Source organism: Lentibacillus kapialis (genome assembly GCF_014646635.1).
Lineage (GTDB): Bacteria > Bacillota > Bacilli > Bacillales > Amphibacillaceae > Lentibacillus > Lentibacillus kapialis.
Window position 1 is genome coordinate 1 of the sequence record NZ_BMNQ01000032.1, and the last position, 19,285, is coordinate 19,285.

Consider the following 19,285-nt stretch of genomic DNA (forward strand, 5'->3'; position numbering starts at 1 on the left):
TTCGGCGGTTCCTGATTCCGCTATATGCTTTCTGGAATTGTGAGCTTGGGCTGGGGTCCTCGAGACAAAATTCAACTGTGAAATGTGTGGAGGGGAAATGTATCCAGCGTATTATAATGGCGTACACGGACAGGAATATAAATTATCGGATTTTCTCTAACGAAGATAGAAAAAAGACCGGGCCGCACTTTGCCCGGTTTTTCTAAGTCTTAATGAGAAACCTGCTATATACATAAAGATGCTTTACTTTATCAAACTTGACCGCGTATTCTAATTAAGATAATTTGATAGAGAACCTAGCTAGATTTAACAGAGTGGGTGAAATACGTGTTGAATAGAATTAAAACCAGGCTGCTTCGCGTCTCTTTGCAAACAAAAATAATGGGGTTGGTCATAGGGATTATCATTTCCTTGGTCATCTTACTTCTGAGTGTATTTGCTTATTACGACATCAAACAGGTTTATACGAATAAAAACAACCTGAGTCTGCAAACAGCAAAAACGATCTCATTTGTCCCTGCAGTCAAAGAAGCTTTAGTTAAAGAGCAAACATCGAAACTACGGGCGCTTACCAAACAGCTGGACATTCAAAATAACGCAGATTTCATTGTCATTCAAGATCGGGGAGGTGTTATTTTAACCCATCCCAATCCAAATGAAATTGGAAATAAACAAGCATTTGATGATGGCTATAAGGCAGTTGTTTTTGGAGGTTACTATAATGTTGATTCAAACGAATTTCTTGGCCCTTCAATTACCGGAAAAGCTCCAGTTTTATCGAATACAGGGAATGTCCTTGGAGTGGTTTCAGTAGGCTATTTGAAAGAAAAAGTCAATCAATCCATTCTAAATCGAATGAAAAATATATTATATATATCATTGATTTTGTTATTGGTCGGATTCATCGCGAGTTATTTATTGGCGAGACATATCCGTAAAGAGACAATGGGGCTGGAGCCAAGAGAAATTGCTGAGTTATATCGGGATAGAAGTTCTATTTTGTCGTCAATTAATGAGGGTGTTATTGCTACGACAGAGAATGGGGAGATCACTTTGATCAATGATTCCGCGAAGGTCTTACTGCAGCTATCGGATATGGACTTGTATACACCAATTAACCGTATTCTGCCAAAGCTTAACCTTGATAGTCTTTTTGAAAATAAAGAACACATAACAAATAAAGAAATGCAACTTCATAATCGAAACATTATTGTAAATGTGGCGCCGGTATGGAATCACCACACATTTTTAGGCGTGGTGGCAACTTTCCGGGATAAAACCGATATCACTGAAATGCTTTACACTTTATCGGAAGTAAAACAATACTCGGATGATCTTCGCGCCCAGACACATGAGTTTTCTAATAAGATGTATGTTATTTCAGGATTGGTGCAATTAGGAAAATATGATGACGTATTAGAATTGATACAGGATGAAATGGTAACGTCAGATCATACAAATAAACTTATTTTTGAACAAATAAATGATTTTAATGTACAGGCAGTGCTTTTAGGAAAAATCGGCAAAGCTTCTGAGAAGAAAATTAATTTTACAATAGACGATAATAGTTCGCTTAAACCTCTGCCTGATCATATCAAAGTATCCCATGTTATTACGATTTTGGGGAACTTAATTGATAATGCATTTGATGAAGTCATGAAACAGCAAGAACGTTATGTGACTTTCTCAGCGATGGATTTTGGAGAAGACATCATCTTTGAGGTTTCTGACAACGGCAGCGGTATTGATACTGACAATACAGAAAAAATTTTTAAAAGAGGGTTTACCACAAAATCAAAAACAACTACAAATAACTATGGCATTGGCTTATTTAATGTAAAGGAAGCTATTTATTCCTTGAATGGGAGTGTCGAAATTGATTCAAATGAAACAGGTACAACGATGACGGTCTATATCCCAAAAACAAGGGGGAGATCAAATGATTAAAGTTATTATTGCCGAAGATGATTTTCGGGTCGCCAATATTCATGAGGAATTTTTGACAAAAATGGATGGGATAGAAGTAAAAGGAAAGGCGTTAACAGGTAACGAAACATTACATCATGTGGCTGAGACAGATGTAGATCTATTGCTGCTGGATATTTATTTGCCTGATTATTTGGGATTGGACCTGATTCAAAAAGCGCGTGAAATCAACCCTTACCTTGATATTATCGTTATTACGGCGGCAACAGATAAAGAATTGCTGGAGAGCAGCTTGCGGAAGGGTGTTGTCAATTATTTGATCAAACCTGTTGAAATCGATCACTTTAAAGAGGTCATAAACAATTATAAGATGCGAAACACGATGCTTCAACAAAAGGATGAAATCGATCAGGGTATGCTCAACGAACTTTTTGCTACAACACGAAAGTCCAACTCCCAAAAGGAACAGGCAATGCTTCCTAAAGGAATTGACACGATTACATTGCAAAAAGTTAAGGATTATTTGTCTGCTGAAGAGAAATATTGGACTGCAGATGAAATGGGAAAACAAATTGGCGCGTCCAGAACGACGGCAAGACGTTATTTGGAATATTTGGTTTCGACTGATTATGCCGAAGTTGAACAGGAGTACGGTGTTATTGGACGTCCGGAAAGAAAATATATAATAAGTCCAAATCCGTGAACAAAATGAACAAAAAGACCGTTAAATTTTTAATGTCAATTATTATGAAAACGGATACAATGCTGAACTTTTATACTATTATAAAATTACTAAATTACAGAAAGGATGATGAGTATAATGCGAAAGTTGATTGGGTTAGCAATTATTATGATGGCTCTTGTCGTAGCAGGGTGTTCATCGGACGAAAATGATAAAGAAGCAAAGTCTGACAACGGATCAGATTTTCCAACAGACAGTATTGAGATTATTGCACCGGCTTCACCAGGTGGTGGCTGGGATGGCACAGCACGCGCCATGCAGAAGATATTATCTGATGAAGGAATCATCGAGCAAAATATGAATGTTGTCAATAAACCTGGTGGTGGTGGTGAAGTCGGTTGGCAATATTTGAAAAAGCAAGATGCGCATCACTTTGCAATTAATTCAAGTCTTGTCATTACCAACAATGTATTAGGTCAAAGTGAACTAACATATGAAGACTTCACCCCACTTGCAACATTAACTACAGAGTGGGTTGCACTGGCAACAAAACCTGATTCCGATCTGACATCTGGAAAAGCAGTCATGGAAAAGCTAAAAGAAGATCCGAAATCGCTTAAAATCGGTGTTGCCCCAAGTCTAGGCAACGATGATCATTTAGCATTCGTTCAAGCAGCCAAGGAATTCGGTGTTGATGTCACGAAACTTGAATTTTTGATTTCTGAAAGTGGTGGAGATCTTCAAACTCAACTTCTTGGCGGCCATGTTGATGTTGCTACAATGTCTGTATCAGAAGCAAAAGAACAGCATCAAGCCGACAAACTGAATATTGTCGCAGTATCTTCTGAAGAGCGAATAGATGGATTAGATGACGTGAAGACATGGAAGGAACAAGGTGTTGACATAACCTTCCCACACTGGAGAGGTGTTATGGGGCCTCCTGATATGACTGAAGACGAGATAGCTTATTGGGACGAGAAAATTAGTGAAATGGTTAAAACCGACGCTTGGCAAAAAGTTCTGGATAACAATGACTGGGAGGCTTACTACAAAGATAGTGCAGAAACGAAAGAGTTTTTAAAGTCAGAGACAGAGAAATATACGGAATTATTAAACGATGCAGGCTTGACAGATTAATCTGTTATAGTGCGTGTTCAAACAACCTCTTATGGAATGAATTCACTCAGGGTGAATTCATTCTATATTTCCAAATCAATTAAAGGCATACCAGAGGAGGGGAAGTAGTTGTTTCGTTTAATTATGCCACTGTTTTTTATTATTATAAGTATCGTTTATCTGGTTCTGACATTTGATTTGCCAAAAGCAAAAATAGGAAATGCGAATGGACCGCTTTATTTTCCAGCTCTGATCGGTTTTTTCTTATTGATTATGAGTGTTATCTATTTGTTTCAGGAATGGAAAAAGCGAAAAGAGGTTATTGAGGAAGTTAAGCAGCTGCTTACAGGAAGGACGCCATATCTAATTGCAGCTACATTGATACTTATTTTCATATATGCATTTTTATTTGAGCGAATCGGCTTTTTATATTCTACAATGCTCTTTTTAGGGGCGTTATTATTTGTTGTAAACGGCAAAAAACATTGGCTGCAAAATATCTTGGTTGCTGTCATTTTTTCGATTGTTACGTGGTATTCATTTGCGGAGCTTTTATCAGTCAGTTTGCCGTAGAGAGGGGTGAACAACATGGGGATTGACTTTCAGAATGTTATAGAAGGACTTATGGTGGCCATTCAGCCGGCTAATTTGCTTTGGGTCATGATAGGTGGCTTTTTAGGAACAGTTGTCGGGATGTTGCCAGGACTGGGACCGGCTACTGCAGTGGCAGTCCTTATACCTATTACATTTGGGATGGATTCAACAAGTGCCTTAATTCTAATGGCTGCTATATATTACGGTGCCATGTATGGCGGTTCGCGAAGTTCGATATTACTCAATACACCAGGTGATGGTTCCGCTATCGCTGCTGCATTTGATGGATATCCCATGACGAAGAAGGGGCAGGCCGGGCAAGCTTTAACTATGTCAGCCATAGCATCCCTAATAGGCGGCTTATTTGCTATTGCAGGGTTTCTTTTATTGGCTAAGCCACTGGCTTCATTTGCATTGGAGTTTGGCCCTGCCGAGTATTTCCTACTATTTTTATTTACCTTATCAGCCATTGTTTCGTTATCGATTGGAAATATGGTTAAAGGTTTTATTTCAATGAGTATAGGACTGATGCTAAGTACCGTTGGCATTGATTTGCAGACAAGTGTTTATCGTTTTACGTTTGATATCCCGCAACTCAGCGAAGGCATTGATTTTTTAGTTGTGATTATCGGCGTATATGCTGTGGCAGAGGTGTTATACAACTATTTGCATCTGGACAGACTTAAACCTGCCAATAACAAAGTAGGTAAAAAAGGTATTTCAAAGGAACAATGGAAACGATCAAAATGGCCAATTATTCGTAATGGTCCTATTGGTTTTTTAATTGGTGTACTGCCTGGTGCTGGTGGCTCAATAGCCTCTATGCTCAGCTATACGACAGAAAGGCAGATTTCCAAACATCCGGAGGAATTTGGCAAGGGTGCTATCGAGGGTGTTGCTGCTCCGGAATCGTCTAATAATGCAGCGTCTGTAGGTGCTTTTATCCCGTTGTTAACAATGGGGGTTCCGGGATCGGGAACAACTGCCGTGATTCTTGGTGCCGTTATTATGCTTGGATTGCGTCCGGGTCCATTGCTGTTTGAGAATAACCCCGATACGGTTTGGACTCTTGTCAATAGTATGTTTATCGGCAATTTGTTTCTAGTTCTGTTGAATATTCTGTTGGTCGGTTTATTAGTGCGTATTTTAAACACGCCACCCAAAATATTGTATCCGTTAATCCTTGTTTTGGCCTTCATCGGTACGTATACACTGAGTTATAGTATTATTGATTTTTATATACTGGTTATTTTTGGGTTGATTGGATTGGCGATGAAATTGTTGGACTTTCCAATTGCACCGCTTATATTGGCACTGATTGTTGGATCAGATATGGAACAGAACTTTAGAAAAAGTCTTGTTGCACATGACAATATATTGAATGTTATCACAGCTTCATCTGTCACCATAACGCTTGCTGTCATGACAGTTTTGTCAATTGCTTATCCATTTATTGTATCCTGGTTTAAAAAGCGAAAAGCAAAGGCTGCTTAAAAGTGGATATTTTATGGTAAGGCGGTAATTCAATGCGAAAACAAACGATACTCATGGCGCTTGTCATGATGTTATACGGAATATTCTTCATGCCGGTTTTTGACGCAAATTTGCAGGAAAAAGCTTTAGGGGCGTTACTGATTATTCAGATCTTGTGGATCGGCCGTGTGTTTCCACTGGCATTCAGTTCATTAATTTTGATACTGATTTTATCTGTTCATTTTTTTACGTTTGATGAAACATTAGCATTTTTTGGTTCAGAGTTAGTTTGGTTGCTGTTTTCAACATTTATTCTATCCCATGCATTTATCCAGACTGGTCTGGCTAACCGCATATCCTTGTATATATTAAGTCTGGCTAAAGGTTCCGGGAATTTGTTAATCTTCGTGTCGTTTATCATGATGTTTGTTTTGACAGTTTTTATTCCCTCAAATGTAGGAAAAGGAAGTCTTGTCACGTCCATATTTGATGATTTGGTGAAGAATCTTAAGCGTGTGCAGTCTACGAGCAGCTTAGAAAAATCGTTGTTTATCGGTGTGACGTATGTTGGCGCGATTTCAGCAGCATTTGTTCCAACAGGTGCAAGTTCGACGATTTATGCTTTTGGGATGTTCTCAACCGTCTCGTCTGATATGACTTACTTTAATTGGATGCTTCTGTTTAGCGTACCGATCTTTCTTTTTTTGTTGGTACTCTGGTTTGTTTTTTATCACGTATTTCCTGAGGAAAAAGTGAATCACCAGCGATTTAAGACATTGATTGAAGACAAAATACATGGATTAGGTCATTGGCAGAAAAAAGAAATAAAAATGGCAATGATTATTACTGTCACACTCTCTCTTTGGTTAACCCAGCCACTGCATGGGTTCTCCATTCCATTGGTGGGGTTGATTGGAGCTGTCTTGACTATCTTCCCTTATGTTGGCGTATTTGATTGGAACGAAGCAAAAAAAGGTGTCAACTGGGATATGATGATATTTTTCGCGGCTACGTTAATGCTGTCCAACATGTTAATCGATACGGGGACATTGGATGTTGTATCAGAATTTTTAATCACACATGTAAATGAATTTAATGTGTCTTTTTTCGTAATTGGTATTGTTATAATGACGGCCGTCATAAGGGTGTTTTTCGTTAATGTGCTTGGTTATTTAACTATTATGCTTCCTTTGGCACTAACACTGGGTGAGCAATTGTCAGGATTTTCATCGCTGATTATAGCAATGGGCGTTTACTTGGCCGGTGTACCTGGCTTTTTATTGGTTACCCAATCACCTGTTCATTTAATAAGCTTTTCATATGGTTATTTTACCAACCGTGATTTAATCCGTACTGGTTCTATTGCGATGATGGCTTGGGTTGCTATTATTTTATTAAGTATTTTCTTTTATTGGCGATATATGATTTAACAAAACGAAACGCTAAACATAAGGGGGCTTGTTGCTATGGCACATAAAGGTTCAGACATGATATTGGAAGAAATATCGGATTATGCACTGGCAGGTAATGTTGGTGATAACGAGTCTATTGCGATTGCTAAAGACGTATTAATGGATAGCCTGGGTTGCGCAATGCTGTCACTGAATTTTCCGGCGTGCAGCAAATTGCTTGGTCCTGTTGCACCGGCATCTGTAGAAATTGGCAGCCGTGTACCGGGAACATCCTACTATCTTGATCCAGTGCAAGGAGCCTTTAATTTTGGAACAATGATTCGCTGGCTAGATTATAATGATTGCTGGCTAGCAAAAGAATGGGGGCATCCATCTGATAATTTGGGCGGTATTCTTATGGTTGCTGACTTTATCAGCAGACGTAATGTGAAAGAAGGGGAGCCTCCATTAACCATTTATGATGTTTTGCAGGCGATGATTAAAACACATGAGATTCAAGGGGTTCTTGCGTTAGACAACAGTCTCAACCGGGAAAGTATAGACCATGTTCTATTTGTAAAAGTTGCAACAACGGCAGTGGTAACAGCCCTTCTGGGTGGGAATAAAGGGCAAATAAAAAATGCTGTTTCCAATGCGTGGGCTGATGGAGGCACGTTGCGTACCTACCGCCATTTCCCAAATACAGGCTCACGTAAATCGTGGGCTGCCGGCGATGCAACAAGCCGTGGCGTCTGGCACGCATTAATGGCAATACGTGACGAAATGGGATACCCCACTATACTCAGTACCGACATCTGGGGATTTGAGGATGTTATAATGGATGGAAAGAGCATGACATTGCAACAGCCGTTTTGTGATTATGTCATGAAACACATCTTATTTAAGGTCTCTTTTCCTGCAGAATTTCATGCGCAAACAGCAGCTGAATGTGCTTTTGAGTTACATGAAGAGGTGAAGGAGAAACTGGATAAGATTGATAAAATCGTTATCAACACACATGAATCAGCCATCCGCATTATTGATAAAAAAGGACCTCTTCAAAATCCTGCTGATCGTGATCATTGTTTGCAATATATTACGGTCGTAGGATTAATATACGGTGAAATCACAGCAGAACATTATGAAGATGAAATAGCAAAAAATCCGCTGATTGATGAACTGCGCCAAAAGACAGTAGTTTTAGAAGATGAGAAATATTCAAGAGAATATCTTGAAGCTGATAAGCGATCGATCGCAAACGCAGTACAGATATACTTTACAGATGGTACATCCACAGAAAAAGTAGAAAAGCAATATCCAATCGGACATCAATTTCGCCGGGAAGAAGCAAAACCTTTGCTGTGGGAAAAATTTGCGAATAATATAGCGACACAGCTCAATGTCGCGCAACAGGAACGTATAAAAAAGCTGTTTGAAAACGATCAGAAATTAATGGCTGTACATGTTAATGACTTCGTGGATTTGTGGAGAGTTTAACACTATGTTGTCTAAACGGACGCCCGCGCTTTTGTTCCCATAATCTTTTCCTGTATGCACCTGAATAGCCGAATGAGAAACCGTCTGGCCTGTATCATCAAGCTTTGGCGAATCCTCATTCCGCTATGTGCTTCATTTGAAGCTTTTCAAACACGTTAGCGGATCTTGATTCCGCTATTTCCCCTTTTCACCCTTGTTTCACCCCATTTTCACCCGATTAACGGAATGAGGATTCATAATAACCCTAAATAGGATGATTTTTGTCTGAATAGCGGAATGAGGATCCGTTCAATTCGGAAAATCCATGGAAGGAAAGAAAAAAACCAGGCAGTACTGTGCCCGGTTTTTTCATTTATCTTCAAAAAACGACGCCACTCTATGATAAAATAAACGTATGTGCGTAGAGAAATAGACGCTGATTATTGACAGGGGAGTGGAATAGCGTTGGACAAACAAGACATCGCCAATATCCGTAAACAATTCAAAGTAGATAATGATTTATTGACCATACACGACATTTTCAATGTGTACATTATGAAAGAATCGAGTGATATTTACCATCACCAGAATATGCCATTTGACATGTTGGAAGAGGAGCAGCAAGAGTTGTTTCTGGACAACTTTAAAAAAGTGCTTTCTGGTCAACAGGATGAAAAATTATTTGAATTAAAGTTTCAGCGTGATGCCGAAAACAAGAGCCAGCTTATTCTTCATCAAGGCCTATTAAGTAATGATACAGAAGAATGGAAAGGGCATATGCTTCAGCTCGTCGAAAAATTACTGAAGGACAAACAATACGAAATGGATGTAGTTGTAACCTTTATTCGAGGAGAATATAAGAAACCGATGAAGAACATGAGTGATGAGGCGGGAGAAAGCGAACGTGATACCGTTTATTCGCATCCCTTTATTTTGTGCAGTATGAATAAAACGCAGGATCCAAAGAAAGAATTGCTATTTGATTATGTGGAAAAGACGTTTAAGTATAATATTGTCGTTGACCCAATCATTAATTTGAAAGCGCCAATCTCAGGATTTTTATTTCCTTCAATCACGGATAATGCTGCGGACGTCAACCATGTGCTCTATTCAGCAGGGAAAAAGAATGAACCGGATTACCATTTTATTGAAGACGTCTTGAATGCGGAAGAAGTCATGACAGCAGCACAGGACAAATTAGTTTTTGAAGAAATTGTGAAAAACGTAGCCGGCGACCAACCAATCAATACTTCCACACTTTCGAATGTATATGATGAGATTCATCGGGTCACAGAGGAAAGTGAGGCGGAAGAGAGGCCGACATTGGACTATAAAGATGTCGAACAGGTTTTAACAACGAGCGGAATAGAAGATGTTAATACCGAAAAGGTGGAGTCGGCTTTTAAAACGGTGATTGATGATGAAAGCTATGCGTTTAAAGCGACCAACATCGTACCGAAATATGATTCAAAATCGATTAAAATAGAGACGAAAATAGCGAATATCGCCATCAGTCCACAAGATTTGCGATATGTTCGCCAAGTCCACTTTGGTGGGAAACATTATTTAATGATGGAAGTGGAAGAAAATACGGTGATTGAGGGCTTTGAAATGATCCCGGAGGCTTTGGTTCAAAAGGCGCCGGAGGATGAAGAATAAAATGATGAACGGGAATATTCGTCTGTATTCAGAAGTTTTTAGAGTATAATAGTTCAAAACCTATCAATTGGTTGATTCAATAGGGATATAAATCACCGAATATATCGAATGAAGGAGAGAACGGACGTGCAAAGCCAAAACCACACAAGCGTTATATTAGATTGCGATCCCGGGCACGATGATGCAATATCGATTATTCTGGCGGCTTCAAAGATAAGCCCTCTCGAGATAGAGGCAATTACAACCGTTGCGGGGAATGTCGATGTTGAGAGAAATACATTAAATGCGCTCAGAGTATGTGATATCGCGGGGCTAACAGATGTCCCTGTTGCTCAGGGCTCGTCGAAGCCGCTTTTGAAAAAAATGGAAGTAGCTGAGGAAATTCATGGCGAAACGGGGCTGGAAGGTCCGGCACTTCCGGATGAACCAAGTAAACAAGCCGTCGATCAGCATGCGGTTGATATGATCATTGATAAAGTGATGGCATCGGATGGTGATATAACATTAGTTCCGACAGGGCCGTTAACAAATATTGCCCTGGCAATGATTCGTGAACCAGCTATTATCCCGAAAATCAACAAAATCGTTTTAATGGGAGGTGGAACGTTCGGTAATTGGACGCCGGCTGCTGAATTCAATATTTATGTAGATGCTGAAGCGGCTAAAATAGTCTTTGAGAGCGGTGTACCCATTACGATGTTTGGTTTAGATGTGACACATCAGGCATTGGCGACACAGGAAACGGTTAATAGGCTATCTGCTATCGATCACCCGGTGTCACATTTTGTTGTGGATTTGTTGAAATTTTTTATCAGGACTAATCAGGATGTGTTTGGCATGGATGGCGGTCCCATTCATGATGCATGTACGGTGGCATACTTGATTGACCCTTCCATTTTTGATGTTCACTATGTACACGTGGCTATTGAAACCAGAGGTGAATTCACGTACGGTATGACATGTGTCGATACACGCGGTGTCACCAACCGGGAGCCAAACGTAAACGTTGCCTATCAATTAGATCATCATAGATTTTGGAATTTGTTTGAAAAGGCATTGAAATCTTATTCGGGGTAGAGGAACGCCGGACCTGTAGGTGTTATCTCTCCTATTGAAATCCAGGATGAGCCGTCTTTGTTCTAACGTCAGAAAGTATAAATGATGGGTGACCTTATAAGAAACGAACATGGCTACGCCTTCTCGTAGCCACCATCTACCATGAAAAAGCTTCGGCATTCGCTATAAGGCGAGGCGAATACCAAGTTTTTCTAATGCTGTTAAAGAGGTGTTGTGACAATGGTTACGATTTTGATTGTTGATGATGACCCGCATATTCGTGAACTGCTGCGTTTTTATTTGCAGAAGGAAGCGTATAAGATACTTGAAGCTTCAGACGGGGCGGAGGCATCCGCTGTTTTGGAGTCGGATCATGTGCAACTGGCGATTGTGGATATTATGATGCCGTATGTGGATGGATATCAATTGTGCGAGGAAATTCGGGAAGATTACGATATCCCTGTTATGATGGTGACCGCTAAAGGTGACATCACGGATAAAGAGAAAGGTTTCAGCGCCGGAACAGACGATTATCTTGTCAAACCCTTCGAACCCAAAGAGGTCTTGTACCGGATCAAAGCACTGCTGAGACGGTTTAACATTGCGGGTGAGGATGCCATACAGATCGGCAGTACCGTGATTAATCGCAAAAATTATGAAGTCACGGCAAATGGAAAAACCATGATTCTTCCATTAAAAGAATTTGAACTGCTGGCACAATTAGCCAGTTTTCCTGATCGGATTTTCACCCGTGAGGAGCTGATTGAACGTGTATGGGGCAATGACTTTGATGGCTTTGACCGTACAATCGATGTTCATGTTAAACGGCTGCGCGAGCGCTTTGCCAAAAACGGGGAAGATTTCATGATTCAGACGGTCCGGGGCAAAGGATATAAACTGGTAGTTGCCAATCAGCATCATGGGGGTATGGAATAATGCGGACGTTGTATACCCGGATTATTGTCATTACAATGCTGATTATGATTTTGAGCGGTATTGTTGCTTTTTGCGTGACGAATGGTTATTATCAATTTTATTTGAAACCGGCAAATGATGAAAAAGTGACTGGCATTGCACGTGACATTGTCACTATCTATGAAAAGAATGAATCACAAACGGTCGAACAGTATCTGACTGATATGACTGAATTAGGCTACCAGTTTTATTTAGCTGATGGATCCGGGAATACACAGTCATTTGGTAAACCCTTTGACGCAACAGACATTCAATTCGATACGATCAAACAGGTCTTGAATGGCGGTACTTATCACGGGATTGCAAAATACCCATGGCGTCCGTTCATAACCGGTTTTTTTGACAATAAGCTGCAGAATACCATTGGTGTACCGATCAGTGCCAATGATGGGGATCAATACGCTTTGTTTCTGAGGCAGAATACACAGCAGCAGTTTGGTGAAATGCGCGCTTTTTTAGCGGTCATGCTGGTGCTGATGATTGTGTTCAGCTTTTTAATGGTACTCATCAGCACGCGTTTTCTAATCAAGCCAATTGACAAGCTGACTGCTGCCACACGGAAGATTTCCGCCGGTAATTACCATATTAAACTGAATGTCATCCGGCGTGATGAAATCGGCAGGCTCGCCCGTGATTTTCAGCAAATGAGTAATCATCTTGAACAAACGGAGGAAAAGCGGCAGGAGTTCGTCTCAAACGTGTCACATGAAATCCAGTCACCATTGTCGTCTATTCAAGGGTTTTCCCAGGCGTTGCGCGAAGAGGATATGACTGTCGAGGAACGCAAGCGGTATCTTTCCATTATCGAAAACGAAAGCCGGCGTCTGTCACAACTAAGCCGGCAGCTTCTCACGCTTTCCTCCCTTGATGATGATGCGAAAGCACATGAAAAAACTCCTATTCAGCTGCATGAACAGTTGAAAGATGTTATCGCAGCTTCCGAATGGCTTTGGCGTGAGAAGGAAATGGCAGTTGAACTCGGCAACGTGTCTGAAGTCATTTACGGATATCCTAAACTGCTGCATCAGGTCTGGACGAACTTGCTGGCGAATGCGATCCGATACTCCGAATCCGGAGGTGCTGTTGAAATCAGTGCAAACTCGGATAAAAATACAGTAACCGTCACGGTGGAAGATAACGGCATCGGTATCAATGAAACGGATATTCCCCATCTGTTCGAACGGTTTTATAAGGTCGATAAAGCACGGACCAGAACCGAAAAAAGCACAGGTCTTGGATTATCAATCGTCAAAAAAATAATCGAATTACACGGCGGCACGATTACGGTAGAAAGCAAACCGCTTGAGGGTTCTCAATTTCATGTGACACTGCCGAAAGCGTCATAAATCGTTCATTCTCTATTCATATTCCTTCGTTAAACTAAACATTGGATATGAAAGGGAGTGAACGATTGTTATGTTCTTAGCTATAAGAGAATTACTTCATACGAAATTGCGTTATATTTTAATTGGTTTCATCATGGTTCTGGTAGCTATGCTGATTTTCATCATTTCTGGGCTTGCGAATGGATTGTCTGCGGACAATGCGTCGTCGATTCAAGATATGCAAGCTGACCGGCTTGTTATTGAAAAAGACGCGGATCAGCAGCTGACGAAATCAATTTTACCGGAATCAGCTCTCAGTGAGGTGGAACAAGCAGAAGGTGTAACAGAAGCTGTTCCACTGACGGTTCACATGTCCGGTATTTCTAAGGAAGGGTCGGAGCAGCAACATGATGTTGCGGTGTTTGGTACTGATTTGCAGGGGATGCTTGTACCTGAGGCGATTCAAGGCAAACAGCCAGCTGATGCCAGTGACGTCATAGCTGATGAATCACTACAGCAGGAAGGTATGGCGATTGGGGATACCTTAACATTCAGCGGTGACAATACAGCCTACACCATTACAGGATTCGCTGAAAATCAACGATTCAGTCATACCCCTGTTATCTATAGGGATTTGCATCATGATAAGATGACAGCTGTTGCCATCCAGACAGATGGTGATACAGGTGTTAATCTGAATGAATCTTACGATGTTTTGTCGAAAGATGACGTCCTGCAGGGGATACCGAGTTACGCACAGGAGCAGGCATCACTGGATATGATGATTGTATTTCTATTCGTGATTGCTGCGTTTGTTTTGGCAGTATTTTTCTATGTCATTACCATGCAGAAGAAGTCACAATTTGGGATTTTAAAAGCATTAGGAGTCGAGACGTCGTATATTATCCGTAATCTGTTGTTCCAAATGGTTGCTATTTCCATTCTATGTATTGGGATTGCTATGGGTATCACGTACGGTATCAAGCTGATTCTTCCTGAAGATATGCCATTTATGATGGAAACGACAAATATGGTGTGGGTTTCAGGTTTGTTGTTGGTTGTATCGGTACTGGGATCATTGATATCACTATTCCAGGTTGTCAAAGTTGATCCAATCCAAGCAATAGAAGGGGGCGAATAATCATGTCGTTGACCATGGATCATGTCACAAAAGTTTTCAAGGATGGACCAAATGAATTTAAAGCACTGGATAATGTGTCGATGGAAGTGAACGAAGGCGAGTTTGTTGCTGTTATCGGTCCATCAGGGTCCGGTAAAAGCACCTTTTTATCAACAGCTGGTGCACTGTTGTCGCCAACCAGCGGAACAATTAAAATAGATGGAGAAAATATAGCAGACTTATCTGATAACAAAAAAACAAAGCTGCGGTTGAATAAAATAGGGTTTGTATTCCAGACCGCTAATCTTGTTCCTTACCTGAATGTAACCGATCAACTGCGTGTCATTCATGTTGCCGCGAAAAATAATAATCGTACGGATGATGAAACGGCTCTGTTGAATCATTTCGGACTGGGCCACCGCACGAAGAATTTCCCGAGTGAGCTTTCCGGCGGTGAACGTCAGCGCGTGGCAATTGCTCGTGCCTTAGCCAACGACCCTGAACTTATCCTGGCAGACGAGCCGACAGCAAGCCTCGATTCTAAGCGGGGCCGGGAAGTCGTTGAACTGTTATCAAATGAAATCCATAATCGTGGAAAAGCCGGTATTATGGTAACCCATGACGAGCGTGTGCTAGATTTATGTGATCGTGTTTTAATGATTAAAGACGGTCGGCTGACAGAAGCTGAAGCCGTTCATTAACCTAAAGCAGGCTATCGTGTGACCAATTTATACAATTTAAATGTCAGATAATGGAGCGGGACATATCTTTAGTCGCGCTCCATGTTATATGATAAACAATCATCAATTATCGTTTTCGGCGGCTTTTTTTCGCATCATGGCCACAAGCAACAGCAGAACGGGCAGTACCAATTGAAACACTAGGGCATAAAATGGCCAAACAGTGCTTAAAAAATGAGACAATTCCTGCAGACTCGCAGCGACCCATGTGCTGAATATGATCAGTAACAACCCAATTGGAAACACGATTGGACGGTAATCTGATAAATGCAGCCACTGGGCAGTTCCGATAACAATAGCATAATAGAAAACGGAAACTTTTATAAAAACGCCCACGACCCATATAGCCATCACAATCGACTCCACATGCTGCAGAAAATCAGCGACATCAATGTAGCGTGCAGCACTCATCACAGGATAGGTGAACTTTGATGTTATATCGCCGAACAATAACAGAGAAAATAAGTTCGTAATGACCAATGTGATCATGACAGCCACAACCGATAACATCCCCCATGTCATTCTTTTTTCCTTTGTTCTTAAATACGGAAGCATAAAGATAATCAGAAAAAACTCCGTAAACCATTGTGAAGGGACGATTGCGCCTTTTATGGAAGGCGTGATCCCGTCATCCATGACCGGGAATATATTAGCGGGCCGAAGCTCCGGGAAAAGCAATAAAATGATGACAAGAAATAATGTCATAAAAACCGGAATAAAGATTTGCGCACTTCTTGCCATCACTTCCAATCCGCCCCGAACAGATAATGCACAAACAAAAGCCATGCTTCCCGTGATCACGATAATGGGTGTAGACGGCAGGAAATTACCGACGACAAATTCACCATACTCCCTTAATACAACGCCGTTTGTATGCAATAAATAAAACAACAGCCCCAATCCAACTATTTTCCCCGGAATAAAGCCAATGATCTTCCCGCTATATTGCATAATCGTCAGTTCGGGATAATGATTGTGTAATAAAAGGGCAATATAGACCGTAAGAAAACCCGCCAAAGAAGCCCATATGGGTGACAGCCACATATCCTGCTCGGCAAATTTCCCCGATATGGCCGGCACAAGGAGAATGGCTGTTGCTATAATGGTTGGATAAAGCAAGATTGCCATTTGCAATCCACTGATTTTTCCCCTTTCCATCATTATGCTCACCTCACACACATAGGTTTACATCCTTTTTCTGTATCAGAAACAAGTGGAACTAAAGTTATTTCTCCAACAGTTTCCCGAATGGTTTGAAAAGGCTGTCGACTAATTGGGTAGGCCCTGGCATGTCAGGAAAATAAACGAGCAGAACGGCCAGAACGACGCTGCCCATGGTTAATACGGCAAACGCTTTTCGTTCTTTTTTTTGATTTTTGTTCATCTTCGGCCATTCATACAATGTGATAAGAACAGCTATAACAACAATCCCGAGAACCATTGCCCATTTCATTCAGTTGCCTCCTTATCCTGCGGGACACCTTGTGGTCCGCCTGATCTCCCCGGCCTTCGTATCTTGACATCACTCTTTATCGCAACTTCTATTTCAGGAAACGTTTCATCCCACTTATCTTCTGCTTTTTTCCATTGTTTCGGGTATTTGCGGTGGAATGCATCGGCAAATCCGAAAACATCTGCTTCCATTCCTTCTTGCACATCATCAAGAACCATTTTAATACGCTTGCGAATTCTCTTATTCAGCTGTTTTTGCAGCTTGTCTATAATTTTTGGATCCATCATGTCCAATTTGGTTTCATTTTCAACCACATCATCTTCTGAGGTGATGGTTATGGTCATCTTCCACTTTCCGTTTTTGATGGTTGGTATTAATTCCGTACTTGAGCGTAATAGCTTAAAGGATATGTAGTCTTTCGCATCTTTCGGTTGGAGGGTGACAGAAGCTGTTTCAATCTCATCCGTTACCCATAATAACCCTCTTGTTAGCGCATCATCGATTTGCCCAATCAATTGATTATGTTTGAATACGGCGGTTCCATTGACACGTAACTCCTCGCCTGAATCGGATTTATCAACCAATATTCTTGGCAATGCCGTGGCTCCTGACTCGCTGGCTAATTGTTGCAGCAAGTCTTTTGTTGTTACCTTCATTCCAATTCTGAGTTCGGCCAGCTCTCTGGCAACTTCTGCTGAATCTTGCTCAAAATTAGGCATAATTTTTAATATCTCACTGGCTTTTCCATCCGCAAAAAATACATTTGCCCGGAGCCGGGGATTAGGAAAACGTGCGAAAAAGTCGATATGCTGCCGGATACCTCTTTCAGCTAATGCCTTCCCAATAACAACGATGCGGTTATGTCCCTCAAACAGGCGTCGTGAAACTTTCTCCTGCAACTTGGATCTGGCATCGAAAATGGTTTTGCCGGTCCCTGTCTTGACCGTGACAGGTTGTCCTCCACTTTGACTGTTCTCGCTTGATCCTTGTCCACCCATTGCTTTTGGATTCACGATTTGTGCTGAAAGCTCTATGTCACCTTCATCTGTCCGGTCTAGTCCCATTCCCACAATAAGGGCTAAATCATTGACTTCCGAACGGTCCCAGCAGCCTGAAAGAAAAATAGGGATGACGCATAAGGTGATAGTCAATAGTTGTTTTCCCTTGTTTTGTAAAAGCTTCATGGTAGTGTCCTTTCAACTGAGCTGTGTTTTGGAAAATTTCTTTCGCGTGATAACGGCCAACAATAGAAGAATCGGAATGATCATTTGAAACAATAAGGCGTAAAACGGCCACGTAGTGCTTGAAAAATGCGTGAGTTTTTGTAAATTGGGGGCGGCCCACATACTGATACTGATTAGCAATAATCCAATCGGAAAAACGATTGGACGGTAATCAGATAAATTTAGCAACTGAGCAAGACCGATAACAGCGGCATAATAGAAAACAGATATTTTGATGAACATGCCTGTGACCCATATGGCCATTTCGACAGCCTCCACATGCTGCAGGAAATCTGCTACACTGATATAACGTGCAGCATCCATAATTGGATAGGTGAAGGATGACGTGATATCTCCAAACAATAGGAGTGCGAGTAAATTAGTAATAACCAAGGTGATCATGATAAGTGTCGTTGTTATCATTCCCCATTTCAGTCCGTTCTCGTTTTCACCAAGATAAGGCAGAAGAAAGGAAATAAGAAATAATTCATTGAACCATTGTGTCGGGACAAGTGCCCCCTTGATCGATGGTGTCAGTCCTTCGCCCAAAACAGGCGCTATATTGCCGGGATTTAAGGCAGGGATTAACAGGACAACGATAAACATAAATAACAGGATAAAGACAGGTACGAAAATCTGGGAACTCCTGGCCATGACTTCCAGCCCGCCCCGAACCGCCAGGGCACAGACAAAGGCCATACTTGCAATGGTAACGGTCAATGGTGTTTGTTCAAGAAAATTACCGTTAACAAATTCTCCAAAATCGCGTAGATTCATGCCATTTGTGTGGAGAAGAAAAAACAAAATACCACAACCGATCAGCTTTCCGGGGATTTTACCTGCAATCGTCTCACTATATTGCAGCAATGTTTCTTTCGGGTAATAGCTATGGAGGCGGTATGCAATCAAGACAGAAAGGTAACCGAAAAAAGAAGCCCAGATCGGTGACAGCCACATATCCTGTTTTGCCACTTCCCCTGTAATAGCAGGTAGTACAAGTTCTGCCGTTGCAACAATGGTTGGATAAAGCAGGATAGCCATTTGCAGGCCGCTGATTTTTCCCTTTTCAATCATAG

General features: G+C 41.2%; 17 protein-coding genes. 13 read left to right on the top strand and 4 right to left on the bottom strand.

The features are described from left to right. Positions 1–330: 330 nt before the first annotated feature. The 13 genes from IEW67_RS11125 to IEW67_RS11185 all read left to right on the top strand — a co-directional run bounded on the left by IEW67_RS11125 (position 331) and on the right by IEW67_RS11185 (position 15,494). Positions 331–1,947: an ATP-binding protein gene (locus IEW67_RS11125; RefSeq protein ID WP_188633148.1), complete on the top strand. Its 1,617-nt coding sequence runs from the start codon at positions 331–333 to the stop codon at positions 1,945–1,947. Beyond that, on the top strand, positions 1,940–2,629 hold the full coding sequence (locus IEW67_RS11130) for a response regulator (protein ID WP_188633149.1): 690 nt from the start codon (positions 1,940–1,942) through the stop codon (positions 2,627–2,629). Before IEW67_RS11125 ends, IEW67_RS11130 begins: the two co-directional genes overlap by 8 nt. Positions 2,630–2,746: 117 nt before the next feature. Further along, entirely contained in the window at positions 2,747–3,745 is a 999-nt protein-coding gene (locus IEW67_RS11135) for a tripartite tricarboxylate transporter substrate binding protein (protein WP_188633150.1), read from the top strand. Positions 3,746–3,853: 108 nt separating this feature from the next. Continuing rightward, positions 3,854–4,297 carry a tripartite tricarboxylate transporter TctB family protein gene (locus tag IEW67_RS11140; RefSeq protein WP_188633151.1) on the top strand — a complete coding sequence of 148 codons (444 nt, stop codon included), beginning with the start codon at positions 3,854–3,856 and terminating at the stop codon, positions 4,295–4,297. Between the two features lie 15 nt (positions 4,298–4,312). Further along, complete coding sequence (locus tag IEW67_RS11145; protein WP_188633152.1) at positions 4,313–5,812, top strand: tripartite tricarboxylate transporter permease; 1,500 nt, start codon at positions 4,313–4,315, stop codon at positions 5,810–5,812. A 32-nt stretch (positions 5,813–5,844) separates the two neighbouring features. After that, on the top strand, positions 5,845–7,221 hold the full coding sequence (locus tag IEW67_RS11150; protein WP_188633153.1) for an SLC13 family permease: 1,377 nt from the start codon (positions 5,845–5,847) through the stop codon (positions 7,219–7,221). A 36-nt stretch (positions 7,222–7,257) separates the two neighbouring features. After that, on the top strand, positions 7,258–8,679 hold the full coding sequence (locus IEW67_RS11155; protein ID WP_188633154.1) for a bifunctional 2-methylcitrate dehydratase/aconitate hydratase: 1,422 nt from the start codon (positions 7,258–7,260) through the stop codon (positions 8,677–8,679). 444 nt (positions 8,680–9,123) lie between these two features. Then, complete coding sequence (locus IEW67_RS11160; protein ID WP_188633155.1) at positions 9,124–10,317, top strand: DUF4317 domain-containing protein; 1,194 nt, start codon at positions 9,124–9,126, stop codon at positions 10,315–10,317. Positions 10,318–10,443: 126 nt separating this feature from the next. Further along, complete coding sequence (locus IEW67_RS11165) at positions 10,444–11,394, top strand: nucleoside hydrolase (protein WP_229671771.1); 951 nt, start codon at positions 10,444–10,446, stop codon at positions 11,392–11,394. Positions 11,395–11,607: 213 nt separating this feature from the next. Further along, a complete protein-coding gene (locus IEW67_RS11170) occupies positions 11,608–12,309 on the top strand; it encodes a response regulator transcription factor (protein WP_188633157.1) in 702 nt (233 codons plus the stop codon). Continuing rightward, a complete protein-coding gene (locus tag IEW67_RS11175; RefSeq protein ID WP_188633158.1) occupies positions 12,309–13,694 on the top strand; it encodes a sensor histidine kinase in 1,386 nt (461 codons plus the stop codon). The genes IEW67_RS11170 and IEW67_RS11175 overlap by 1 nt, the downstream gene beginning before the upstream one ends. A gap of 70 nt (positions 13,695–13,764) precedes the next feature. Continuing rightward, positions 13,765–14,814 carry an ABC transporter permease gene (locus IEW67_RS11180; protein ID WP_188633159.1) on the top strand — a complete coding sequence of 350 codons (1,050 nt, stop codon included), beginning with the start codon at positions 13,765–13,767 and terminating at the stop codon, positions 14,812–14,814. Positions 14,815–14,816: 2 nt separating this feature from the next. Beyond that, the gene (locus tag IEW67_RS11185) at positions 14,817–15,494 is read left to right on the top strand and encodes an ABC transporter ATP-binding protein (RefSeq protein WP_188633160.1); all 678 of its coding nucleotides are present in this window, start codon (positions 14,817–14,819) and stop codon (positions 15,492–15,494) included. A gap of 102 nt (positions 15,495–15,596) precedes the next feature. Here the strand turns inward: IEW67_RS11185 and IEW67_RS11190 are convergent, their stop codons facing one another. The 4 genes from IEW67_RS11190 to IEW67_RS11205 form a co-directional block, all read right to left on the bottom strand. Continuing rightward, positions 15,597–16,694 (bottom strand): GerAB/ArcD/ProY family transporter, encoded by a 1,098-nt coding sequence (locus IEW67_RS11190; protein WP_188633161.1) that lies wholly within the window; start codon positions 16,692–16,694, stop codon positions 15,597–15,599. A gap of 64 nt (positions 16,695–16,758) precedes the next feature. Beyond that, a complete protein-coding gene (locus IEW67_RS11195; RefSeq protein ID WP_188633162.1) occupies positions 16,759–16,986 on the bottom strand; it encodes a hypothetical protein in 228 nt (75 codons plus the stop codon). Further along, positions 16,983–18,170 (bottom strand): Ger(x)C family spore germination protein, encoded by a 1,188-nt coding sequence (locus IEW67_RS11200; protein WP_188633163.1) that lies wholly within the window; start codon positions 18,168–18,170, stop codon positions 16,983–16,985. Before IEW67_RS11200 ends, IEW67_RS11195 begins: the two co-directional genes overlap by 4 nt. 12 nt (positions 18,171–18,182) lie before the next feature. Beyond that, positions 18,183–19,283: a GerAB/ArcD/ProY family transporter gene (locus IEW67_RS11205; protein ID WP_188633164.1), complete on the bottom strand. Its 1,101-nt coding sequence runs from the start codon at positions 19,281–19,283 to the stop codon at positions 18,183–18,185. Positions 19,284–19,285: the final 2 nt, after the last annotated feature.